At 36.5% G+C, this 22,491-nt stretch carries 26 protein-coding genes; 2 read left to right on the top strand and 24 right to left on the bottom strand.

What is annotated here, in order from left to right; translation table 11 throughout:
* Position 1: 1 nt before the first annotated feature.
* Complete coding sequence (locus tag MRBLBA3_RS00330) at positions 2-406, bottom strand: DoxX family protein (protein WP_001071557.1); 405 nt, start codon at positions 404-406, stop codon at positions 2-4.
* A gap of 156 nt (positions 407-562) precedes the next feature.
* Between MRBLBA3_RS00330 and MRBLBA3_RS00325 the strand changes: the two genes are divergently transcribed.
* The gene (locus MRBLBA3_RS00325) at positions 563-1,108 is read left to right on the top strand and encodes a helix-turn-helix domain-containing protein (RefSeq protein WP_001020690.1); all 546 of its coding nucleotides are present in this window, start codon (positions 563-565) and stop codon (positions 1,106-1,108) included.
* 39 nt (positions 1,109-1,147) lie between these two features.
* Here MRBLBA3_RS00325 and MRBLBA3_RS00320 read toward each other — a convergent pair whose 3' ends face one another.
* The 13 genes from MRBLBA3_RS00320 to MRBLBA3_RS00260 all read right to left on the bottom strand — a co-directional run bounded on the left by MRBLBA3_RS00320 (position 1,148) and on the right by MRBLBA3_RS00260 (position 12,992).
* Positions 1,148-1,525 carry a MaoC/PaaZ C-terminal domain-containing protein gene (locus MRBLBA3_RS00320; protein ID WP_000025007.1) on the bottom strand — a complete coding sequence of 126 codons (378 nt, stop codon included), beginning with the start codon at positions 1,523-1,525 and terminating at the stop codon, positions 1,148-1,150.
* 111 nt (positions 1,526-1,636) lie between these two features.
* Positions 1,637-2,095 carry a GNAT family N-acetyltransferase gene (locus MRBLBA3_RS00315; RefSeq protein WP_000276110.1) on the bottom strand — a complete coding sequence of 153 codons (459 nt, stop codon included), beginning with the start codon at positions 2,093-2,095 and terminating at the stop codon, positions 1,637-1,639.
* Positions 2,096-2,166: 71 nt separating this feature from the next.
* Positions 2,167-2,715, bottom strand: coding sequence for a GNAT family N-acetyltransferase (locus MRBLBA3_RS00310; RefSeq protein ID WP_363379492.1), 549 nt, complete (start codon positions 2,713-2,715; stop codon positions 2,167-2,169).
* Between the two features lie 261 nt (positions 2,716-2,976).
* A complete protein-coding gene (locus MRBLBA3_RS00305) occupies positions 2,977-3,372 on the bottom strand; it encodes an ankyrin repeat domain-containing protein (protein ID WP_001192769.1) in 396 nt (131 codons plus the stop codon).
* Positions 3,339-4,157: an ABC transporter ATP-binding protein gene (locus MRBLBA3_RS00300; RefSeq protein ID WP_000626523.1), complete on the bottom strand. Its 819-nt coding sequence runs from the start codon at positions 4,155-4,157 to the stop codon at positions 3,339-3,341. Before MRBLBA3_RS00300 ends, MRBLBA3_RS00305 begins: the two co-directional genes overlap by 34 nt.
* Positions 4,144-5,172, bottom strand: a complete 1,029-nt coding sequence (locus MRBLBA3_RS00295) for a FecCD family ABC transporter permease (RefSeq protein WP_044737710.1) — start codon at positions 5,170-5,172, stop codon at positions 4,144-4,146. Before MRBLBA3_RS00295 ends, MRBLBA3_RS00300 begins: the two co-directional genes overlap by 14 nt.
* Before the next feature lie 5 nt (positions 5,173-5,177).
* Positions 5,178-6,125 (bottom strand): ABC transporter substrate-binding protein, encoded by a 948-nt coding sequence (locus MRBLBA3_RS00290; RefSeq protein ID WP_000748448.1) that lies wholly within the window; start codon positions 6,123-6,125, stop codon positions 5,178-5,180.
* A 148-nt stretch (positions 6,126-6,273) separates the two neighbouring features.
* On the bottom strand, positions 6,274-6,510 hold the full coding sequence (locus tag MRBLBA3_RS00285) for a YrhC family protein (RefSeq protein WP_000661438.1): 237 nt from the start codon (positions 6,508-6,510) through the stop codon (positions 6,274-6,276).
* Between the two features lie 126 nt (positions 6,511-6,636).
* Positions 6,637-9,240, bottom strand: coding sequence for a bifunctional acetaldehyde-CoA/alcohol dehydrogenase (gene adhE / locus MRBLBA3_RS00280; protein WP_044737709.1), 2,604 nt, complete (start codon positions 9,238-9,240; stop codon positions 6,637-6,639).
* 260 nt (positions 9,241-9,500) lie between these two features.
* Positions 9,501-10,634, bottom strand: a complete 1,134-nt coding sequence (locus MRBLBA3_RS00275; RefSeq protein WP_001201926.1) for a bifunctional cystathionine gamma-lyase/homocysteine desulfhydrase — start codon at positions 10,632-10,634, stop codon at positions 9,501-9,503.
* Between the two features lie 3 nt (positions 10,635-10,637).
* Positions 10,638-11,561: an O-acetylserine dependent cystathionine beta-synthase gene (locus MRBLBA3_RS00270; RefSeq protein ID WP_001103865.1), complete on the bottom strand. Its 924-nt coding sequence runs from the start codon at positions 11,559-11,561 to the stop codon at positions 10,638-10,640.
* A gap of 82 nt (positions 11,562-11,643) precedes the next feature.
* A complete protein-coding gene (mtnN, locus tag MRBLBA3_RS00265) occupies positions 11,644-12,339 on the bottom strand; it encodes a 5'-methylthioadenosine/S-adenosylhomocysteine nucleosidase (protein WP_001217032.1) in 696 nt (231 codons plus the stop codon).
* A 14-nt stretch (positions 12,340-12,353) separates the two neighbouring features.
* On the bottom strand, positions 12,354-12,992 hold the full coding sequence (locus tag MRBLBA3_RS00260; RefSeq protein ID WP_000536335.1) for a class I SAM-dependent DNA methyltransferase: 639 nt from the start codon (positions 12,990-12,992) through the stop codon (positions 12,354-12,356).
* Between the two features lie 136 nt (positions 12,993-13,128).
* Between MRBLBA3_RS00260 and MRBLBA3_RS00255 the strand changes: the two genes are divergently transcribed.
* A complete protein-coding gene (locus MRBLBA3_RS00255; RefSeq protein ID WP_000010984.1) occupies positions 13,129-13,344 on the top strand; it encodes a YrzA family protein in 216 nt (71 codons plus the stop codon).
* 36 nt (positions 13,345-13,380) lie between these two features.
* Here MRBLBA3_RS00255 and MRBLBA3_RS00250 read toward each other — a convergent pair whose 3' ends face one another.
* The 10 genes from MRBLBA3_RS00250 to ruvX all read right to left on the bottom strand — a co-directional run bounded on the left by MRBLBA3_RS00250 (position 13,381) and on the right by ruvX (position 22,489).
* Positions 13,381-14,028: a YrrS family protein gene (locus MRBLBA3_RS00250; protein ID WP_044737708.1), complete on the bottom strand. Its 648-nt coding sequence runs from the start codon at positions 14,026-14,028 to the stop codon at positions 13,381-13,383.
* 116 nt (positions 14,029-14,144) lie between these two features.
* Positions 14,145-15,899: a peptidoglycan D,D-transpeptidase FtsI family protein gene (locus MRBLBA3_RS00245; RefSeq protein WP_044737707.1), complete on the bottom strand. Its 1,755-nt coding sequence runs from the start codon at positions 15,897-15,899 to the stop codon at positions 14,145-14,147.
* A gap of 92 nt (positions 15,900-15,991) precedes the next feature.
* Positions 15,992-16,468: a transcription elongation factor GreA gene (greA, locus tag MRBLBA3_RS00240; protein ID WP_000179964.1), complete on the bottom strand. Its 477-nt coding sequence runs from the start codon at positions 16,466-16,468 to the stop codon at positions 15,992-15,994.
* 279 nt (positions 16,469-16,747) lie between these two features.
* Complete coding sequence (gene udk, locus MRBLBA3_RS00235) at positions 16,748-17,386, bottom strand: uridine kinase (RefSeq protein WP_000537077.1); 639 nt, start codon at positions 17,384-17,386, stop codon at positions 16,748-16,750.
* A gap of 17 nt (positions 17,387-17,403) precedes the next feature.
* Complete coding sequence (locus MRBLBA3_RS00230; protein WP_000217960.1) at positions 17,404-18,684, bottom strand: peptidase U32 family protein; 1,281 nt, start codon at positions 18,682-18,684, stop codon at positions 17,404-17,406.
* 18 nt (positions 18,685-18,702) lie between these two features.
* Positions 18,703-19,632 (bottom strand): peptidase U32 family protein, encoded by a 930-nt coding sequence (locus tag MRBLBA3_RS00225; protein ID WP_044737706.1) that lies wholly within the window; start codon positions 19,630-19,632, stop codon positions 18,703-18,705.
* A 7-nt stretch (positions 19,633-19,639) separates the two neighbouring features.
* The gene (locus MRBLBA3_RS00220) at positions 19,640-20,281 is read right to left on the bottom strand and encodes an O-methyltransferase (protein ID WP_000389099.1); all 642 of its coding nucleotides are present in this window, start codon (positions 20,279-20,281) and stop codon (positions 19,640-19,642) included.
* 215 nt (positions 20,282-20,496) lie between these two features.
* Positions 20,497-21,567, bottom strand: a complete 1,071-nt coding sequence (gene mltG / locus MRBLBA3_RS00215; protein ID WP_000230077.1) for an endolytic transglycosylase MltG — start codon at positions 21,565-21,567, stop codon at positions 20,497-20,499.
* Positions 21,568-21,784: 217 nt separating this feature from the next.
* Positions 21,785-22,063 (bottom strand): DUF1292 domain-containing protein, encoded by a 279-nt coding sequence (locus MRBLBA3_RS00210; RefSeq protein ID WP_000392249.1) that lies wholly within the window; start codon positions 22,061-22,063, stop codon positions 21,785-21,787.
* 12 nt (positions 22,064-22,075) lie between these two features.
* Positions 22,076-22,489: a Holliday junction resolvase RuvX gene (gene ruvX / locus MRBLBA3_RS00205; protein WP_001221203.1), complete on the bottom strand. Its 414-nt coding sequence runs from the start codon at positions 22,487-22,489 to the stop codon at positions 22,076-22,078.
* Positions 22,490-22,491: the final 2 nt, after the last annotated feature.

Here is a 22,491-nt window from a genome sequence, read left to right as displayed (position 1 = left end):
ATTAGTTCTTCTTTGACATTTTCTCTTTTAAGAAATTATCTACAAAACCATCAGCTTTCGCAACAAATAAGTACGCACCCATTGCTAACAATGCAAGTTCTAATTCGAAGCCAGGATTTTTTCCATCTCCTAATAAACCAGCTGACCATTTCACTTTTACAATTGCTCCAACCATAACAAGTGCAAATAATAATCCAATATATCTTACACCTAAACCTAGAATTAACAATAGACCTCCAACTAATTCAACTGTTGCTACACCGTACGCAAGTCCTCCTGGTAAACCAATGCTTGTAAACCACCCTGCAATATTGTCAATTCCTGATTGGAATTTTGTTAAACCGTGCATAAAGAACGTTACCCCTAACACGATACGAATAATTAAGTTACCAATATGTTGATTCATTTCTTTCTCTCCTTTATAGTTTTCTTATACAAAACTTTTATTCACATTACAAAACATACACTAATTATTTTTATTCGTCAATTCATTTTTCATGAGAAAAAATATATTTTTTTTGCTATGATACAAATAGTTGTTTACAAAAAGGAGCTTGATTTTATGAATATTGGTTCTGCAATACGTGAAATTCGTCAACGTAGAGGCATAACAATTGCACAAATTTGTGAAGGAACAGGGCTTTCTAAAGGCTTTATGAGTCAGGTTGAAAATAATAAAACATCACCGTCTATCTCAACTTTAGATACAATCTCCAATTTTTTAAACGTTCCCCTTCCTTATTTATTGTTAGAACAAAAAGATCGATTGAAAATTGTCAAAAAAGACGAACGGAAATACAGTGTATACGGCAAAGATGAGCAAAGAATTGAACATGTCGCGGAGCAAGGTGGCCTTCGCCTAAATCTCGTGGAAATTCCTGCCGGGTTTCCGAAAGAAAACTCACCAAATGCCCATGAAGGTGAAGAGTGTCATCTTGTATTACGCGGAAAGCTAGAAGTTCAACATGGTGAAGATATTGCAATTGTAGAAGAAGGTGATTCTTTCTCTTGGAATGCGTGCGTTCCACATATTGTTCGTAATATAGGAGAAGAAACTGCATTATTACTTATCTCTAGCCATGCAGAAAATCGAAAACGTGTTTACTAAAAAATAAAAAGAAGCCTGTCTCATAACAGGCTTCTTTTTTCATTCCCTTATAATTCCATAACTCGTCCCAACTAGCACAGTCTTTTCATGTTGGTTGCGATAAACTGACTCGATTGAAACTTTTTTATACCCTTCCATTTGTTCAATATTTGTTAAAGTTAATTCACAAGTAATCGTATCCCCTGTAAAAACTGGCCTAATAAATTCACTTACTAATTCCCTTGCTATGTAATGTAACTCTTCGCCTACTTTCGTTCCAATGCTAGCAGTCAATAAACCATGAACCATTAATCGTCCATTCTCATCATATTCCATATGATGTCTCCCTTTATCACCTGTAATATTGGCAAATTCGAAAACTTCTTCCTCAGTAAATCTTCTTTCATATTTAAATACATCCCCAACTTTTATACTCATTTTTATCCCCCATTTAATAAACTGAATTTTCTTTTATTTTATCATAAAATGAGTCTCAATTCAGTTTATATTATTAAAATAGCAATCCTTTTTCTTCACTACCTTATAAGTTTATCGGTGTCCATCCTTTTTTGCTACTTGATACCCGTAGTACGCACATGTCCCATTTCTTGATAACTCTCTTACTTCAAAACCACAACTTCTATAAAAATCAAAATTGGTAGCGGCTGTATGTGCAAACCAATCACCATGAGGAAGCTTTTGCAAACAAAGAGCCACCAGTTTCTTACCTAATCCTTTCCCTCTATACTCATACTTCACAACTAAATTTACTATGTTAGCAACCATGATTTGATCAGAAATCACTCTAACCATCGCGACCATCTCTTCTTCATCCCAAATTGTGAAAGCCCATGTTGAATTTTCAAATGCTATCGAAAATTTTTCAATTTGCCAAGAAGGGATATTATCATTACTCCAACCAGCATCTTCAAATAATGTTTTAATTGCATAGGCTGGCACTCCATTCGTTCCTTCACGAATAATTAGTCCATTATGATAAATATACACGTAATCCCTCCTTTTATTTTTATATACCATTCTTCAAAAAGTATATTTTACCTTTAAAAAAGTGAACTTTTTCATCCAACTCTCTTAATAGAATAAACTAAGACATCAATCCCATGAAATGCAGTTGTTTTTTCATAGCTAAGTCCTGTTTTTCTAGCTACAAATATTGAAGCTGGGTGGTTCGGATTAATAAGTGAAATTAATTTATTCATTTTTAATGCTTGAAAACCATAGTCTCGAAATGCCGCCGCTGCCTCTTTCGCATACCCTTTCCCCCAGTACTTAGGAAGTAGCCAATAGCCAATCTCAATTTCCTCTTTTCCATCTACCTTCTGCTTGACAAGCCCTGCATGACCAATTCGTATCCCTGTTTCCTTTTCAATCATTACAAATAAACCGAGACCATTTTTATAATTCGGAAGCACCGAATCCTCCAAACTTTTTTTACATTGCATATATGTTTTTAACGTCCCATTTCCAATATAGCGCATTACCTTCTCATTCCCCCATAAAGACGCATAAAACGATAAATCATCCCTTGTATATTTACGAAATTGTAAGCGATCTGTATGGAACACTTTTAACTCACTCCCATCATTTTGAACCTTATTACATATCAATATATTTCAAACTATATAAATGTTAACTAATTCGTAAAAGAAAGAAAATTCAGTCTTGTAAAGGTGTATTATATCAAAAAAAAGCAGTAGACAAAAGAGTGTCTACTGCATCCATATCATAACTAGCAAAAAGAAAACTACAACTGAGGGGGGTGTAGGATTTTCAAATATACTAGATACTTATCCCGTTCTAACGGGCGGTAAACTTTCCAAGTTATATGAAAGTGAAAAGTTTACCGCACATAAGAACTTTTACGGCTATTAAGAGAGCACCGTTAAGTACTCAAATACACGCTGTGCTTTTTCTCCACCCATTCGAGCATGTTGAAGAAGGGAAATACCATGTGGGCCAGATGCACGTAATGCTTCTGGTTGTACCACTAAAATAGCTTGTACAACTTCTAACTCTCCAAGCATAGCTGCTGCGAAAATATCCATCCGAGCACCCTTTTCTAGTAAATAAAGAGCAATGTCTTTACGACCTACATGTGCTGCTGCTCCTAACGCACTTTCCCAATCTGAACCGCCCCAATTATAAGAAGCATGAAGTAAGCTAGGTGATTCGAACAAAAGCTCCTGTACCCTTTCTAGATCTCCATGAGCTGCCATAACAAATTCTCTTACTAATTCAGTGGTAATACGTTCTTCTGTTTGCATCGCTCTGCTCCTTTTTTAGAAATTCGTTTCGGTGTAAAAAATGGTTTGTCGCTTCCTTGAAAAATATCTACTTCTATGCCAAATACATGTTGGAACATTTCATGACATAACACTTCTTCTGGTATACCGTCATACTGAAGCTTCCCTCGCTTTAATACGAGTAAACGATCACTATATTGAGCCGCTTGGTTAATGTCATGTAAAACCATTATAATTGTCATACCAAACTCCTCGTTTAATCGTTTCACAAGTTCCATTACTTCCAACTGGTGAACGATATCCAAAAAGGTTGTTGGTTCATCTAATAATAAGACATTTGTACGTTGTGCTAGCGTCATCGCAATCCAAGCACGTTGTCTTTCTCCTCCTGATAAAGATTGCAAAAGGCGATATTCATACCCTGCAAGATTTGTAACAGACAATGCCCAATCAACAATTTCTTCATCTTCTTCATTTAAGCGACCACTCCATGATTTATGGGGGCCTCTTCCGAACTGTATTAACTCTTTCACTGTTAAATCTAATTGATGATCATGCATTTGTGGTAACATCGCTAATTGCTTCGCTACATCCACACTCTTCATCGTATGAATATTTTCCCCATCTAAAATGATATCTCCTTCGCTTTGTTTAAGTAGCCTTGCTATTAAACGAAGCAAAGTAGATTTCCCCGATCCATTCGGACCGATTAAACTAACGATTTCTCCAGCTTTAATATGTACATTCATATTTTGCATTTGAAATCTTTCAGAATGTGCGTAAAACACTTTGTTAACGGAAATCACGTTGTTTTCCTCCTCTATGAATTAAATATAAGAAGAACGGACCACCCAAGAAGGACAATAAAATACCAACAGGCAATTCGATTGGATCGAACCAACTTCGAGCTATCGCATCCGCGAAAACAAGCAATATCCCTCCGCCAAGGCATGATAATGGCAGTAAATATTTATAGTCATTTCCAACTAATAAACGTAACATATGTGGTACAACAAGACCGACAAATCCAATAAGTCCGGAAACACTAACCGCAATTCCAGCTAACAATGTACTTACTACTATTAAATAAAACCGACTTCTCTCCACGTTATGCCCTAATAATTTTGCCATTTCATCTCCTAGCATTAATACTCGAATATGCTTAATGCCAAAGAGAGCCAATATAATAGCGAATATTGCATAATAAATAATCATGTTTAAATGCGCCCAACTTACACCACCAATGCCACCAGCTAACCACGGTAACACAGATTGTACTTTATCACTATGTAATAACATTAATGCTGACGTTGCTGCACCAATTAATGCATTGATTGATACACCTACTAAGACGATTCTTGAAGGTGGTGCCCCTTTTTGCCATGATAAAGCATAAATAACCATCGCTGTTATGAACGCACCTAAAAATGCTCCTAGCGGTAAAAAAGCCATATGCTGAGGAAATAGAATCATAATTACAATTGCTACAAGACCTGCTCCGGATGAAACCCCGATAATGCCAGGGTCTGCAAGAGGGTTTCTCATAACCCCTTGCAGTAATGCTCCCGAGGCTGCTAAACATGTTCCTACAATAAGCCCAACGAGCACTCTGGGTATACGAAGATCCCATACAATTCGATGAACTGTCGAACCTTCATCTTGTATCCCTGTTAGAATGTCTCCTAAAGAAAAGGATAAACTTCCTGCGAAAAGACCATAAAAAAGACCTAGAATCGTTAATACAACTAAAGTAACTGCTGTTACCCATCTTTTTTTCGCAAAAGGATGTTCCTTTTCTCTTACTGCTTCACTACTCTCCATACTCATCATTTCCTTACATCTTGTATACTTTTATACATAAAGTCCATTGCTTCTGTTACTTTTGTTCCAGGATTTGATCCAAATAAATCTGGCGGCAAAATAACAACACGATTTTGTTTGACTGCATCTAAATTTTTCCACGCTTCATTTTTCATCATTTCGCCTTCAAATGCTTTTTTCACACTATTTGGATCTCCATGTGTAATTAAATAAATTACATCTGGGTTCGCCTCAATAATGCGTTCTACACTTAGCTGTGCATATTGCGGATATTCTTTCATTTCTGGAAAACCAGCTGCAATATTTTTACCACCCGTTTTTTCTAAAATATCACCTGACAGAGATGTTGGTAACGCTGCTAAATAAGTGCCTGGTGCTCCATATACCAGCAATGCTTTAACGTCACTCTTTTTCTCATATTGCTTCATTTGATCATTAATTTTTTGATTAAGTTCTTTTGCTTTATCTTCTTTCTTCATTACTGTTCCATACATTTCAATACTCTTTTGAATATCTTTTACAGAATTGGCTGAAGAAATGATTACTTTTGTTCCTTGTCCTTCGACCGTTGGAATGTTCTTTTGGAATCCATTGTTAGCAACAAGTACATCCGGTTTTAAACTAGCAATTTGCTCAAAATTCGGTTGATGTGCATTTCCGATTACTTGTGCTTTCTTTAATTCCTCTGGGAGAGTTAATTTTGTATCAGGACGACCTACTATTTTCCCACCTAAAGCATGAATAATATCCATGTCTCCCATACTCAACGTTGCAAAACTTTCAGGAACTTTATTGAACGTTACCTTTCTTTTTGAGAGATCGGTAATTTCGATTTTGTCTGTTCCTTTTTCTGTTTTTGTTGCAGATGCTTTTTCGTTTTCCTTTGCACTGCAACCTATTAACAAGAAAAAAATAGATAAGATCGCTGTGAACAGCGTAATAGATTTTTTCATTCTTCCACCTCTAATTGATAATGATAATCATTGACTACTATTCTACTTTAATTGATAAGGATTATCATCGTCAACATGAAACGCATACATTTTCTACAAAAAACAAAAAAACGCTACAAAAAGATTTCTTCTTTTCGTAGCGCCCTATTTAACAATTTTCTTCATATTCGCTCTCCTCTAATTGGTCACGCATCGCTTTAACACGCTTAAAGAAGAAAAAAGCAAGAACTAAAAATACAATAATACTTCCCATCATAACAAAAGACTGTACCATACTTTTTATTCCACTTGGAATTAATAAACCGATCATTAAAAATGTACTTATAGCTAAAAGTACTTGTGCAAACCGGGTATAATCTGCTATTTTTTCTTGTAATTCTTTCATCTGCTTATCACTCCCATCCTCACTTTATCACATTCTATCAAGCTTAAAGACAAGTAAATAGAACCAATCTGGGAGATGTTTTCCAAAGTAAAAAAGAGCCGCTTACTCGCGGCTCTTTTTTATCTATTATACGCCTTTATATGCTTCCATATAGATTTCTTTCAGCTCTGAAATGAGCGGTAATTTTGGATTAGCTGTTGTACATTGATCTTCAAAAGCTCTTTCTGCTAATAATCCAACAACCTCTTCAAATTGGTCTTTAGCAACTCCTTGTCCTGCAATACTCATATTTATATTTAAGCTTTTTCCAAGCTCAATAATTGCTTGGACGAGTGATTCCACACCTTCCGCTGTTGAGCTTGCCGGAAGCCCGAGCATTCTCGCAATATGTGCATAGCGTTCATCAGCCACAAAGTGCTCATATTTTGGGAACAATGCATGTTTTCTTGGCTTAATAGCATTATAGCGAACTACATGCGGCATAAGAATTGCATTCGCACGCCCATGCGGAATATGGAATTCTGGCCCAATTTTATGTGCTAAACTGTGATTAATACCTAGGAATGCATTTGCAAATGCCATTCCTGCGATTGCGGAAGCGTTATGCATTTTTTCTCGTGCTTCTGCGTCATTTCCGTCTTTATACGCTCTTGGTAAATATTTAAAGACGAGATCAATTGCTTTTAATGCTAATCCATCTGTATAGTCATTTGCCAGAACAGACACATACGCCTCGATTGCATGCGTTAATACGTCCATACCAGTGTCTGCTGTTACATGAGGTGGTACTGTCATTACAAATTGCGGATCAACAATCGCTACATCTGGTGTTAATTCATAATCTGCGAGCGGATACTTTATATTATTTTTCTTATCTGTAATAACCGCAAATGGTGTCACTTCTGACCCTGTTCCTGATGTTGTTGGAATAGCAACAAACTGCGCTTTATTTCCTAATTCCGGATATTTACATGTACGTTTTCTTATATCTAAAAACTTTTGTTTAATGCCATAGAATGTTGTTTCTGGATGCTCATAGAAAAGCCACATCCCTTTCGCTGCATCCATAGCTGAACCACCACCAAGTGCGATAATTACATCTGGCTTAAAACTTCTCATCATTTCCGCACCTTTAAACACAGTTTCATCTGATGGATCTGGCTCAACTTCAAAGAAAACTTCAACTTTCACATCATTTGCATGCTTACGTAAATAGTGCGTAACTGTATCTACATAACCGTGCTCAACCATCCCTGGATCCGTTACAATAAATGCGCGGGAAATGTTAGGCATGTTTGCTAAATATGCTGTCGCATGTTTTTCAAAATAAATTTTGGGTGGTAATTTGAACCACTGCATATTCTTTTTTCTATTTGCCAACCTTTTTATATTTAATAAATGAGTCGCCGTTACGTTTTGGGAAACTGAGTTTTTCCCGTAGGAGCCACAACCAAGCGTAAGTGATGGAATAAATCCATTATATATATCACCAATTCCACCTTGTGATGAAGGTGCATTTACAATGAGACGACAGGCTTTCATACGTAACCCAAATTGTTTTTGTACTTCTTTATTTGTAGAATGGATAACCGCTGAATGCCCTAGGCCACCAAGCTCTAACATTTCTTCGCAATATGTAAATCCTTCTTCTAATGAATTTGCTTTTACACAAGCTAACACTGGGCTCAGTTTCTCACGAGATAGTGGATATGCTGCCCCGATACCTTTAATTTCAGCTACAAGCATTTTTGTATGTTCAGGTACAGTAATTCCTACTAATTCAGCAATATACTGTGCTGATTTCCCAACAATATCACTATTTACTGCACATGTATTTTCATTAATAACAAGCTTTTCTAATTTCTTTCTCTCTTCCTCTGTTACAAAGTAACAATTATTTGCAATCATTTCTGTTTTAACATCATCATAAATTTCTTTATCGATAATGATTGCCTGTTCCGATGCACAAATCATACCGTTATCAAATGTTTTCGATAAAATTAAATCATTAACAGCTCGTTTTACATGTGCTGATTTCTCTATATAACACGGTACATTACCAGGACCTACACCAAGTGCTGGTTTACCAGTAGAATAAGCCGATTTCACCATACCAGCCCCTCCAGTTGCTAGAACGAGCGCGACACCATCATGGTTCATTAATTGTTTCGTTGCTTCCACAGAAGGTCTTTCAATCCATTGAATACAATGCTTTGGTGCACCGGCCTTCACTGCTGCATCATATACTGTTTTCGCCGCTGCAATGGAACAATTTTGTGCAGAAGGATGAAATGCGAAAATAATTGGATTTCTCGTTTTTATCGCGATTAACGCTTTAAACATTGTTGTCGACGTTGGGTTCGTTACAGGCGTTACCCCAGCTACTACACCGACAGGTTCTGCAATTTCTATTACTTCTTCATGAGGATCTTCATGAATAATTCCTACCGTTTTATCTTTCTTTATACTATGCCAAATATATTCAGTGGCAAAAATATTTTTTATACATTTGTCTTCATAGACACCACGGCCCGTTTCTTCAACAGCCAATTTCGCAAGCGGCATATGTTGATCAACACCTGCTAGTGCCATTTCATGAACAATGTTGTCAATCTGCTCTTGTGTAAAACTTTCTAATGCTTGTAAAGCTTCTTGACCGTTATTTACTAACGTATCAATCATCTCTTTTACCTCTTGCATTTCATTTACAACTTTCTCTTTGACTACCATATAAATTTCCTCCTATTCTGTTATCACGGTCTTTATAAGTCCCTATAGGTCATAATAAGTCCCGATTAGCGAAAAAAAATAGAGTTACCGTCCTACATGAATCCCATTGTTTGTGAAATATTTCACAAGTTTGTTCGTGAATAACATTTCATGAATTCAATATACATGAAATCATTTCATTTGTGTATGTCTAATTTGTGAAATATTTCACAAATTAACATAATAAAAATGCACTGCTCTATATTAGCAGTGCATTTTTATTATGCTAGTGCTTGTGCCAAATCTTCAATTAAATCTTCTCCATCTTCAATACCAACAGAGATTCGAATTAATGTATCTGTAATTCCTAATTCTTTACGGCGATCTGCTGGGATTGATGCATGTGTCATTTGAGACGGGATAGAAATTAAACTTTCTACCGCTCCTAAACTTTCAGCAAGTGTGAAGTACTGTAACTTCTCAAGTACTCTATTTAACGTTTCCTCACTGTCTACATCAAATGAGATGATTGCACCAAATCCATTCGCCTGTTCTGTTGCTAATTCGTGATTTTGATGTGATTCAAGACCTGGATAATATACTTTATTTACTTTTGGATGGTTATTTAAAAACTCAGCAATTGCGCGTGAATTTATTTCATGCTCTTCCATACGAATTCCTAACGTTTTTAAACCGCGAAGTAGTAGGAAGCTATCTTGTGGTCCAAGAATACCTCCTGTTGAGTTTTGCACGAAATGAAGATCTTCTGCTAGTTGTGGGCTATTTACAACGACTAGGCCTGCAACTACGTCACTATGACCTCCTAAATATTTCGTTGCACTATGAAGTACAATGTCTGCTCCTAAAGAAATTGGCGACTGCCAATATGGCGTCATGAATGTGTTATCAATAATTGTTAATAAATCGTTTTCTTTAGCAAGAGTAGATATTTTCTTAATATCAGTAATTTTTAGTAATGGATTCGTTGGTGTTTCTACATAAATTGCTTTCGTATTTGGGCGAATTGCTTCTACAACTTCCTCTAGGTTTGTTGTATCTACAAATGTATGCTCAATGCCGAAACGATTTAGTACTTTTGTAATCACGCGGTATGTTCCGCCATAAACATCATCTGTTAAAATAACGTGGTCACCTTTTGAGAATAGCATAATAGTTGCTGTAATAGCAGCCATTCCTGAGCCAAATGCAAATCCAGCATGACCGTTTTCTAATACAGCAATCATTTCTTCTAAAGCTGCACGTGTTGGGTTGCCTGTACGTGAATATTCATATCCTTGATGCTTACCAACTGCTTCTTGTTTGTACGTACTTGTTTGATAGATCGGTACGTTTACAGATCCAGTTGAAGGTTCTCCTATGCGAATACCATGAATTAACTTTGTCTTTGCTCTCATTTTTTATTCCCATCCTTTGTATATGTCTTTGCTTAAATAGCGCTCACTACTATCAGGAAAAATCGTTACAATATTTGTACCTGGTGTTGCTTTCTCTGCCTCAAGTAAGCTCGCATGAAATGCTGCTCCTGAAGAGCTTCCAACGAGAAGGCCTTCCTTTTGCGCTAATTCTTTCACTCGTAAAAATGCATGTCGATCAGAAATCGTATGAATTTCATCAAAATAAGATGTTTTTAAAAATGGTGGAATGAATTCAAGACCAATTCCTTCTGTTTCATGTGAACCAGCTTTACCGCCATTTAAAATAGAGCCTTCTGGTTCTACAATAACCGTTTTAATATCAATGTTTTTCTCTTTCAAATAAGATGCAGTTCCCATAAACGTACCGCCTGTTCCTGCCCCTGCAACAAATATGTTAATCTCTCCATTCAGTGCCGACCAAAGTTCAGGTCCTAGCGTTTTAAAATAAGCACGAGGGTTTGCTTCATTCGCAAACTGACTTGGAGAGTATGAATTTGGTATTTCCTTTACTAATTCTTTTGCCTTTGCAATTGCGCCGGTCATTCCTTGCTCAGTCGGTGTATGCACAACCGTTGCACCTAGCGCTTTCATTAATTCTTGCTTTTCAATACTAAATTTCTCTGGTACACAAACGATGACGCGTAAATCATGTTCTAACGCTGCAAGTGCCAGTCCAATGCCAGTATTTCCAGCCGTCGGTTCAATAATTGTTCCGCCCTGGGTAACAAGCCCTTTTTCTAACGCATCTTCGATTAATTCTCTTCCTAAACGATCCTTAACGCTTCCGCCTGGGTTGTAAAATTCAAGCTTTGCAAATAAACGGACTCCTTCTGGAAGTGAAAAACGAGTAATTTCTACAATTGGTGTATGACCAATCAATTCATGAACGCCACGATATACATTCATCGTGTTCTCCCCCTTATTTGCCAATAAAGAAAAGGCAACTGTATGTATTTTCTTTATATGAGACAGTTGCCTTTTTGTTACATTACTTTAACTCTTCTAGTACTTTTACGATAAAGTTTGTAGAATGAAGAGCTGCTTGATCTAAAAATTGATCAAATGAAACATTTGATTCTTTACCAGCAATATCAGAAAGTGCACGAATAATAACAAACGGAACTTCATATTGGTGGCATACTTGTGCAACAGCTGCTGCTTCCATTTCTACTGCATAAAGATCTTCAAATTTATCACGAATTGCCGCAACGCGGTTCGGATCACTCATAAATGAATCGCCTGTTGCAATCATACCTTTTACAACTTGAATATTTTCTTCTGCCTGCATACATTTCTCAGCTAATGCAACTAATGCGTCATCAGCTTTAAATCCAGGCGGCATTCCTGGCACTTGACCATATTCATAGTTAAATGCTGTTACATCTACGTCATGGTGACGAACTTCTGTTGAAATAACCACATCTCCAACATTTAAAGAGTGATGGAATCCACCAGCTGAACCAGTATTAATTACTTTTTCAGGCTTATATCTTTCTAATAAAATCGTCGTTGACATCGCTGCGTTTACTTTACCAATACCAGACTTTAACAAGATTACTTCATGTCCTGCTAATAGCCCTTTCGTAAATTCACAACCTGCAACAGTTTCTGTTTCTGCTTGTTCTAGTTTGTCACGTAAAATACGTACTTCTTCTTCCATTGCTCCAATTACAGCAATTCTCAATCTAATCCCTCTTTCTATTGCTTAGTTGCCTCCATTACCCAAACGAAATGATTTAATCTCGTGAACGCTACATGGAAGCCATTGTTTTCAAAAATAGATTGCATGATAGGAATACGTGTATAGTATTCTGTTTGCAAATCGTTTGCTAACTGATGAAAACCTCTTTGTTTTGCTACCTCGACAGTTTTATCATATGCATCTTGATCTGCAAATATTGTATCAGCAAACACTATTTTACCACCTTTGTTTAGCAATTGACTATACTTCGCAATCGCTACGTCCTTTTCTTCATCTGTTAAATGATGAAATGCATAGGTGCTCACAATGGTATCAATTGAATTTGGAACTTCGAATGAAAGAAAATCACCTTCTGTAATTGAAAACTCTTGCGGCAATTTTTCTTTAGCAATCATGCGCATTTCGCGTGACGGTTCTATACCGTAAACTGTACGACCAGCAAGTAATAATTTATTTGTTAAATTGCCAGTACCAACACCAAATTCTAATACGTTACCAAATGACTTGTTAACTACATCCTCTAAAATGTCCTCATAACGGGCGAAAACTTCTTTATATTGTATATCTTCACCTTGTACGAATGAGTCGTACGTATGAGCCCACTCATCAAATAAACCATTAAATTCTGTCCCCATAAAAATTCCCCTTTTTCTTATCGGTTTTATCAGTATAATATGCCCTCTTTCTAAAAATGTCAATTGAAATGTACATGGTATTTCCTTCTTTTCTTTGTTACACTATAGGTGATTACATAGGAGAGGGGTCGTCTTCGTGTCATTTACCTTTGAAATGTTAGAAGATAAAGTAGAGTTTTTTGAAGCGGGAGACTTAGCTTCTTTAGAACGAAAAATTAGTGAACAAATCGATAATAATAAAGCACTTATGCTTGAGGTTCATCACATCTCGCATCAAATGGTTATGGATCCGGAAAGCAAAAGACCATATTATAGCGCGGTTGTTCATTTTAAATTAAAAAAATTACGCTAACTAAAAAAAGAGAGGCTCTTAAGAGCCTCTCTTTTTTTAGTTTAGAGTTTGAACGAGTACTGGTTTCCAGCCTTCATTGTCTACCCAATCAATATTTACATAATATTTTTTACCTGATTGTTTATCTTGTACGTTACCGTAAGCTTTATTCTTACCGTTATTTCCGATTCTATGAATAACTAATTGCTCTACTGGAACGTCAATTGCAGCGGAAATTGCTTGATTCATCTCATTCCAATCTGCTGTACCTTTTTTAAACGTCATCGCAGGTGTTGCGCCTTGCTCTGTACCTACTGGCTTCCAAGAAGATTTCGTATAAGCATCGGTTGCCTTTGGCTGTGTTTTTTCAGCTGGTACTTTCTCGTTAGCTTTCGCTTCTTCTTCAGCTTTTTTCTGTTCTTCTTCAGCCTTTTGCTTCTCTTCTTCCTTCTTCTTAGCTTCTGCCTTCTCTTGCTCGTTCTTCTTCGTCTCTTCTTTACCTTTAACTTTCTCAGCTTTATTCTCTTTTGTTGTTTGCTGAGCTACTTTTTTATCACTAGAAGACGCTTGCTCTTTTGTTTCAGGAACAAACAATTGATATGCCACAATAGCTACTGCTACTAATACAATAGCGATTGCAATATTTAAAACACCGTTTTGACGACGTTTTTGTTGTTTCTGTTGGAATCTAGATCCTCCTGCCATTCTTCAAACCTCCATGCAGTTTTTCATACTTGCTATTGTAACATTAAATCTAGAAAGGTTGAACATTTACAATAATATTTTCACGAAATGAAAACATTTCATAAATAATTGCAAGATTACTTTTCATTTTCTAATCTATGAATTGCTTCTACCAGTTCTGTAAAAACGGGTGTAACTACATTTTTGTTACTATCTGTTTCTATATCAACTACAACTAAAGCATACCTTGGATTTTCATATGGAAAATAACCTGCAAACCAGCGATTCACCTTTTCTCCTTTTCCTGTTTGTGCCGTTCCAGATTTTCCGGCAACATTTAGTGGTAACGAACGGAACACTGTTCCCGTTCCTTTCTCCGTCGTTACAACACCTCTTAATAATTCTTGTAGCTTTTTCACCGTTTCATAAGAAAGCTGTTTCCCAGTTAATTCATGATTTTCAAATGTAAAAAAGTCGGTTCCATTTTTATACACTATTTTTTTTACAGCTTTCACTTCCAACTTCTCTCCATCTCTAGCAATTGTCGCCATCATATTCGCTATAGCTAGAGGCGACACGCGTACATCTTTTTGTCCAATCATCGTTTGAGCAATGGCTTTTCTACTAACTTTATTTTCTTCACTTCTCCAAATAACAGCATTCTTTTCTTCTGGTAATTGCTCAAATTCCGATGTATGAAATACCGAACCTTTCCACCCTACCTTCTTACTTGCTCCTAAGGCCCCTAAATACGTTTCTAACACATCCCTATCCTTTTGCATTAGTTCATCACCTAATACAGCAAACGTTCGATTACAGCTTCTAGCAAAGCTTTCCTTAAAGTTTAATGACCCCATCATAACTTGTGGAAGATTTTCACCGTATAAATCCGTATTACAGTTAAATACACGGTTAAATCGCACCAAATTTTGATCAATTGCCGCCGCTGCAACTACTGTTTTAAAAACAGATCCAGGAAAATGAGGAGTTAACATTTGATTTTCAAGTGTTGCTTTGTATGCGCTCCTATCATTCATCTGTAAAGATGGCTTACTTACCATTGCTAAAACTTCACTATTTTTTATGTCTAGTAATACTAACCCACCTTTTTTTATTCCGTTTTCATTTATAATCTTTTCAGCTTGCCGTTGCAACGTTTTATGTAGCGTTGTTTGAATAGTAACTGGATAAAATGGATTTCCTGGTGAAGTGTATTTTGCCTGTTTCCCGAAAATCGGCTCTCCCTGCCGATCCACTTGATATAGTACTTTTGCCTCTCCATCAGTAAGTAAAAATTCATCAAATGATTGTTGCAATCCGGAAATACCAATTGGTGTTTGTTCCGAAAGTTTTTTCATTTCTCCATAACGCTTTTGAAATTCCTGTTCATTCTCTCCCACATCACCAATTAAATGATTTGCCTCTCCCGTTTGCTTCAATCGAACTTCTGCTGCTACAATGCCTAAAGTATCTAACTGATTTACCTTCTCCATCTGCTCAACCGTTAATTGAAATGGGATATTCCCCCTTTGTAATATAAATGCTTTATTCTTACTCTTCATTTGCAGTCTTATCTCTTGTCTCGACAAACCAATGATATGCGAAATTTTCTCTAACATGTCATTTTTTATTTGTAAAAATGGAAAAATAATTAGAACTGGATATTTCTCTTCACCGATTTCCTTACCATTTCGATCTGTAAAGTGCCCTCTTCCATTATCTACTGTAAGTGATTGCGTTCGCTGCGTAACACTTTTTTCAATTAAATTGATATTTTGGTCAGTAAATGATTCCGTATCTAAAATCTGTATTTGGATTAAGCGACAAAGTAGTAAAAACATCACACTCATAAAACAAATTAAAACAACTGTAATTCTCCGTTTTATTTTCATAAAAAACACCTCGTCTCATGTAGTTTAGACGAGGTGTTTCATCTTTTATACAAATAAAAAAATCACCCGCTTTTACACGAGTGATTTTTACGTTATTTTACAGAGATAATCTCTACTTGCATTTCTCCACCTGGTGTTTGAATTGCTACCTTCTCACCAATTTGCTTACCTAATAAACTTTTTGCGATTGGAGAATCGTTAGAAATTCTTCCTTCAAATGGATCTGCTTCTGCGCTACCTACGATTGTGTAAGATTCTTCATCTCCACCTGGTAACTCTTTAAATGTTACTGTTTTACCTAATGTAACAACTGTAGATTCTTCGCCGTTATCTGTGATGATAACTGCGTTACGAATCATGTTTTCTAATTGTGTAATACGTCCTTCTACGAACGCTTGCTCATCTTTTGCTGCATCGTACTCAGAGTTCTCAGAAAGATCTCCGAAGCTACGTGCAATCTTAATGCGCTCTACAACCTCTTTACGTTTTACCGTTTTTAAATCCTCAAGTTCGTTCTCTAGCTTTTGCTTACCCTCTTGCGTCATTGGGTATGTTTTTTCTGTTGCCATATTTTCCACTCCTTTTATATACCAATCCCCTGAAAAAAAAGAGGAGTTCCATATGAAAACTCCCCCACTTATATGTGTAGCGGAGGTTTCTAGTACGCTTGCACTAGCGGAGTTGTCACATACAACCCCGTATTCCCAATTCTTCTTTATATAAAGAAGATATGTATGGAAAGTTGATATAAATATGCCCTCACCTATATATAGATGAGGTTGCATGTTTCATTGTATTCGATAGGAAGGGAAAAAATCCCTTCCTATCGTATATCTTTTACTATGCTATTACAAATTTACTTTTTGTTCAAGAATTGTTGCAATTTTTGTCACCATAATATCAATTGCAACATGGTTTTGTCCACCTTCAGGGATAATAATATCCGCAAATTTCTTAGAAGGCTCAATAAATTGATTGTGCATTGGACGTACAACAGTTACGTATTGATCAATAACTGAATCCATCGTACGACCACGCTCTTCAATATCACGCTGCATGCGGCGTAAAATACGAAGATCCGCGTCTGTATCAACGAATAGCTTAATGTCCATTAACTCACAAAGACGTGGGTCTTCTAAAATAAGAATTCCTTCTAAAATGATTACATCTTTCGGCTCAACTGGAATAATTTCTTCTGAACGCGTATGCAATGTATAGTCATATACAGGCTTATCAATTTGCTCATATGCAAGCAACTGCTGCAAATGTTCAATTAACAGATCATTATCAAACGCAAGCGGATGATCATAATTTGTTTTTAAACGCTCTTCCATTGGTAAATGGCTTTGATCTTTGTAATAATAATCTTGCTCCAAGATTAAAATGGAATGACCTTTAAAATGGTCAAAAATCGCTTTCGTTACACTTGTTTTTCCTGATCCTGAACCACCAGCGATTCCAATTACAACAGGCTTATTCGTCCCCATTCGACTACCACTCTTTCTTATTGAAGTATGTTTTTGCGCATCATATTATTCACATACACTGGTTGATCCACTTTGAATTTCACGATTTGCAACGGATGTCTCGCTGCATCTAATTCGTTTCCATCCTCATCCCAAATTTTCTCCACCGTCTGCGTAAAGTTTTCTATTTCTGGTCCAAAGAACTCCACTTCATGTCCTGGTTTGAAGTGATTACGTTGCTCAAGCGTTACGATGCCCGTTTCTTCATTATAATCTAACACTAAACCAGCAAAATCATACGTTGTTTTCTTACTATGATTTCCAAACATTTGCTCTTGATGTCCTGGAACCCCTTCAAAGAATGCAGGAGCTGTGTCACGATTTGCACATTTATCTAGCTCATCTAACCACTCTTGTTTAAACTCAAAGTTATCCGGATCCGCACAATACGCATCAATTACTTTACGATATACAGTTGCCACAGTCGCTACGTAATGGATAGATTTCATACGTCCTTCAACTTTTAAGCTATCAATTCCAATTTCAATCATTTTCGGAATTGATAAAATTAAATTTAAATCTTTTGGACTCATCGCAAAGTGAGCATCTTCTTCTTGGAATAAAGGAAGCTCTTTTGCATCTTTATGTTGTGATACCGTTTGAACTAAATCATAGTCCCAGCGACAAGATTGACAACAACCACCACGGTTAGAGTCACGCGCTGTCATATGGTTACTTAATGTACATCTTCCTGAATATGCGATACACATTGCACCATGGACGAATGCTTCAATTTCAATATCCACTTTGTCTTTAATTTCTTTCATCTCTTCATAGCTTGCTTCACGAGCTAATACAAGACGATGTAAACCTTCTTCTTTCCAATACTGTGCTGCTTTCCAGTTGGATAGCGATTGTTGTGTACTTAAATGCACCTCAACAGAAGGTGCTACACGTTTACATGTCTCAATAATAAGCGGATCAGCAACGATAATTCCCGTTACGCCAGCTTTTTCAATCCCTTTTAAATATTCCTCTAGCCCGTCCATATTTTCATTATGTGCAAAAATATTTGTTGTTACATATATTTTCGCTCCATATTTCTTTGCAAATTCAACGCCTTCTGCCATGTCTTCCAGCGTAAAGTTACCTGCATTCGAACGAAGACCAAATTCTTGTCCACCTAAATATACAGCATCTGCCCCGTAATGGATAGCTACTTTTAATTTTTCTAAGTTACCCGCAGGGATTAACAGTTCAGGTTTCTTCACAATAACGCGTTTGCCATCGATCACTCGTGAAATTTCTTGTACAGTCATTTCCTACACCCTCCTCGTTTAGTAAACCGTCTCTTTAAAGAAGAATCCTGTATCTAATGGACGATTTACTGGTTGCATTTCTTCTATCTCTTTATATAAATCGTCTTTCACGTCATAATACGCATCACGATTTTCTACACATAAATCAATTGCTTTACGATATTTCTTTGTTACCTCAATAATGTATTCAGAACTTTTTAGGACACCATCAATTTTTAAGCTATCCACTTCAGCATCGATTAGTTCCTCTAACTCATCAATGAAACAAATATCGTTCGGACTCATAATGTGAGTACCATTTTCATCTTCATAAATTGGATATTTATTATTACGCTCTGGATCATACAAGAACATATTCTCTTCATACTTTTTCTTTTCAATGTCGAGATTACGACCTTGATACTCAAAGTAGTTTCCTACTAATGAACGCTTTGATTGGAACATGCAAGTCATACCGTGAATTTGCACTTCAAGTTCCACTTCCGCATTTTCTTTTAATTCAACAATTTCATCTAAGCTAAGTTCACGAGCTAATACAGCGCGTTTCGCCCCTCTTTGCCCCCAATAGTTACAAGTAAACCAGTTTGTTGCTGTCGTTTCTGTATTCCAATGCAACTTCATGTTTGGTGCAACTTCACGAACAGCCATTAATACCGCTGGATCTCCGAAAACAATCGCATCTACATTTATCTCATTTAAAAATGCAACGTAGTCTGTTAATTCTTCTACTTTATCATTGTGGAACATCGCATTCATTGCAACGTATACTTTCACACCATTTTCATGTGCAATTTTAACAGCTTGTTTTACATCTTCACGTGAAAATTCCCCTGCTAAACGTAAACCAAACTTTTGTTCACCGATCATTACTGCATCTGCTCCTGCTTTTGCAAGAGGTTCGATATCCGCCACTGCTCTAGGCGTTATTAACAATTCAGGTTTCTTCATACCTTTGTCACCCTTTCTTTTTACTTACAGCCACTCCATCACCAATCGGGAAAATCGTTGTATCATATCCTTCATGGTTCATAAGCCATTCATTGTACGTCTTAATACGGCGAATCAAACCACGTGTACGTCTATTTTCAATTTTCTCTTTTGTCGTTACAAGACCATGGTACATAACATTATCTGAAATAATTACGCCACCAGGATTTAATAACGGTTCATATAAGTCAAAAAAGCGACGATATTGCCCTTTCGCTGCATCAATAAAAATAACATCAAATGTTCCATGTTCTTTCACTTGTTCGCCTGTTTCTAAAGCATCACCGTAAATAACAGAAATGCGATCTGTTACTGGAGAACGTTCTATATATTCAAGTGCCTTTTCATATCGTTCACGATTGCGCTCTACTGTCACAATACGTGAATTTGGAATAGCTTCCATCATACGAATACTAGAATAACCGATTGCTGTTCCAAGTTCTAAAATGCTTTTCGGCCCAATTAAACGTAAAAATTGCAGCATAAATTCCATTCCAAGTCGATCCATAATCGGCACATGGTTTTCTGTTGCATACTCTTCCATTTCAAGAATTAATTTATCTTTTGGATCAATAAATGATAATAGGTACTCGTTAACTGCATCCTCCATAATTGGTCCTCCTTATTTACATGGAGAAGTGCCTCTATGACGCGTCAATCTTTGTCTTTTCACACATAGAATGCAATAAAAATACAAGCCAGCTTCACCCTTAGCTTGTACGTCCCGTTTTGATATTAAAAACGATTCTTCTGCCAGTTTTTAACCCGATATATTTTACCACAAAAAAGAGGGATGTGCGACCTTTTTCGCCATCCCTCCCCATTTCACTGTTTTTTCGTAATATATTTTTGCTTTAATGCATTATGTTCTTCTAATGTTTTCGCATAATACACTTCACCACTTGGTGCAGCTAAGAAATAATAATACTCTGTTTGCGCAGGCTCTAACGCCGCTTCCACTGAATGTTTCCCTGAGTTTGCAATCGGCCCAACTGGCAATCCTTTCACAACATACGTATTGTACGGTGAGTTTACTTTTAAATCCTCATATAATACGCGTTGTTTATGCTTTCCAAGCGCGTATAACACTGTCGGATCTGTTTGAAGTGGCATACCTTTTGCTAAACGATTATAGAAAACACTAGAGATCTTTTGACGATCTGTAAAGCCCGTTGCCTCTTCTTCAATAAGTGAAGACAATGTTAAAAGCTGATGAACATCCCAGTTTTTCGCTTTCATTTTTGCCTCATTTTGAACAATAATTGCATTCGTTTTCTCAAGCATTGGAATTACGATTTCTTCTAACGTCGTATCTTTTTTATAGAAAGAATACGTCGCTGGATATAGATAGCCTTCTAATGGATATTTAATATTGCTATCAAAAATTTTATCAGTCAATAACTTCGGATACTTTTGCTGCATTTTTTGAATAAATGCTTTATCGTTTAATTGACGCACAACATCATCTTTATTCCACTTTAATTCTGCCGCAATCACTTCTGCAATTTCAGTTACTTGCGCCCCTTCTTTAATCGTTACTTTATAAAGAGCTGGACGATGCACGTTACCAGATGACATTTGTTCGATAACATCTTTAGCATTCATCGAAGGATTTAATAAATATGTACCTGCTTGTAAACTTTTCGATTTAGCCTTTGTATAAAAACTAAAAACTGTACCGTTTTTCACAGCACCTTTTTCTTCTAAAATTTCACCAATTTTACTTGTAGATGATCCTTTTGGGATCTCTACTTCAATCTCTTTTTTATTCTCGCTATCAACTGGTCCTAATGCCGATGAAATATATGCATAGACTGAACCACAAACTAAGAGCAATGCAATAATCGAAAATAAAAAAATGCGTCTACGCTTCTTTTTCACTTGATTCTCTACCAAAACTCTTCCTCCTTATTCAATTGTAGACCGTATGTACATATTTCTATACAATACGATATAAAAACACAATAAATTTATTTATCTTTTTTAGATAGACATTTTATTTTTCTACAATCCGTCTCATTATACTACAAAGACTTACACAGTTTCGACAAAAAATCTTTCATTTTACATATAAAAAAAGATGGACTGTATGTCGTCCATCTTTTCAGTACTATTATTCTGCTTCTTGCTCATCAGCAAGAGTGTTGAACATTTCTTGTACCATTTCCCACTCTTCTTCAGATTCGATTGGAAGTAAAGTTCCGCCCTCTTCTTCATTTTGCTCATAAGCCATTGCATCATAAATTTGGTCTCCATCTTCGTCTACTTCACCGATTGGAGAGAAGACTACGTATGATTTTTTGCCAAATTTTTCAGCATCAAAAGTGAAAACAATCTCACATAAATGTTCGTTACCTTTTTCGTCTACAATTGTAATTTGATTTTCTTCCATTTTGGTCACCTCTTATTTACTATCTAAAAATCCTTGTAAGATTACGACTGCAGCCATCTTATCGATTACTTGCTTTCGCTTCTTACGGCTTACATCAGCTGAAATGAGCAGACGTTCCGCTGCCATCGTCGACAAACGCTCGTCCCACATTACAACGTCTAATTGTAACAGCTCTCGTAGGTTTTCTGCAAATTGCTGGCACGCTTCACCACGAGGGCCGATTGTACCATTCATATTTTTAGGTAAACCTACTACTATTTTGTCCACATTGTACTGTTTTACCAACTCAGAAATACGATCAAAACCAAAGTGGCCTCGTTCTTCGTTAATCCTGATTGTTTCCAGCCCTTGTGCTGTCCAGCCCATTTCATCGCTCATTGCAACTCCGACTGTTTTAGTACCAACATCTAAACCTAATATCCGCATAA

This window comes from Bacillus sp. LBA3-1-1.1, assembly GCF_040676495.1.
Classification (GTDB): domain Bacteria; phylum Bacillota; class Bacilli; order Bacillales; family Bacillaceae_G; genus Bacillus_A; species Bacillus_A nitratireducens.
Note: the sequence above shows the minus strand (reverse complement) of the source record. Positions and strands in the feature narration are given on the sequence as shown.

Coding starts and splice junctions, on each gene's coding strand:
- MRBLBA3_RS00330 (WP_001071557.1), bottom strand. CDS start 406: ATGAATCAACATATTGGTAACTTAATTATTCGTATCGTGTTAGGGGTA.
- MRBLBA3_RS00325 (WP_001020690.1), top strand. CDS start 563: ATGAATATTGGTTCTGCAATACGTGAAATTCGTCAACGTAGAGGCATA.
- MRBLBA3_RS00320 (WP_000025007.1), bottom strand. CDS start 1,525: ATGAGTATAAAAGTTGGGGATGTATTTAAATATGAAAGAAGATTTACT.
- MRBLBA3_RS00305 (WP_001192769.1), bottom strand. CDS start 3,372: ATGCAAACAGAAGAACGTATTACCACTGAATTAGTAAGAGAATTTGTT.
- MRBLBA3_RS00295 (WP_044737710.1), bottom strand. CDS start 5,172: ATGGAGAGTAGTGAAGCAGTAAGAGAAAAGGAACATCCTTTTGCGAAA.
- MRBLBA3_RS00290 (WP_000748448.1), bottom strand. CDS start 6,125: ATGAAAAAATCTATTACGCTGTTCACAGCGATCTTATCTATTTTTTTC.
- MRBLBA3_RS00285 (WP_000661438.1), bottom strand. CDS start 6,510: ATGAAAGAATTACAAGAAAAAATAGCAGATTATACCCGGTTTGCACAA.
- adhE (WP_044737709.1), bottom strand. CDS start 9,240: ATGGTAGTCAAAGAGAAAGTTGTAAATGAAATGCAAGAGGTAAAAGAG.
- MRBLBA3_RS00275 (WP_001201926.1), bottom strand. CDS start 10,634: ATGAGAGCAAAGACAAAGTTAATTCATGGTATTCGCATAGGAGAACCT.
- MRBLBA3_RS00270 (WP_001103865.1), bottom strand. CDS start 11,561: ATGAATGTATATCGTGGCGTTCATGAATTGATTGGTCATACACCAATT.
- MRBLBA3_RS00260 (WP_000536335.1), bottom strand. CDS start 12,992: ATGGGGACAGAATTTAATGGTTTATTTGATGAGTGGGCTCATACGTAC.
- MRBLBA3_RS00250 (WP_044737708.1), bottom strand. CDS start 14,028: ATGGCAGGAGGATCTAGATTCCAACAGAAACAACAAAAACGTCGTCAA.
- MRBLBA3_RS00245 (WP_044737707.1), bottom strand. CDS start 15,899: ATGAAAATAAAACGGAGAATTACAGTTGTTTTAATTTGTTTTATGAGT.
- greA (WP_000179964.1), bottom strand. CDS start 16,468: ATGGCAACAGAAAAAACATACCCAATGACGCAAGAGGGTAAGCAAAAG.
- udk (WP_000537077.1), bottom strand. CDS start 17,386: ATGGGGACGAATAAGCCTGTTGTAATTGGAATCGCTGGTGGTTCAGGA.
- MRBLBA3_RS00230 (WP_000217960.1), bottom strand. CDS start 18,684: ATGACTGTACAAGAAATTTCACGAGTGATCGATGGCAAACGCGTTATT.
- MRBLBA3_RS00225 (WP_044737706.1), bottom strand. CDS start 19,632: ATGAAGAAACCTGAATTGTTAATAACGCCTAGAGCAGTGGCGGATATC.
- MRBLBA3_RS00220 (WP_000389099.1), bottom strand. CDS start 20,281: ATGGAGGATGCAGTTAACGAGTACCTATTATCATTTATTGATCCAAAA.
- MRBLBA3_RS00210 (WP_000392249.1), bottom strand. CDS start 22,063: ATGGAAGAAAATCAAATTACAATTGTAGACGAAAAAGGTAACGAACAT.
- ruvX (WP_001221203.1), bottom strand. CDS start 22,489: ATGCGGATATTAGGTTTAGATGTTGGTACTAAAACAGTCGGAGTTGCA.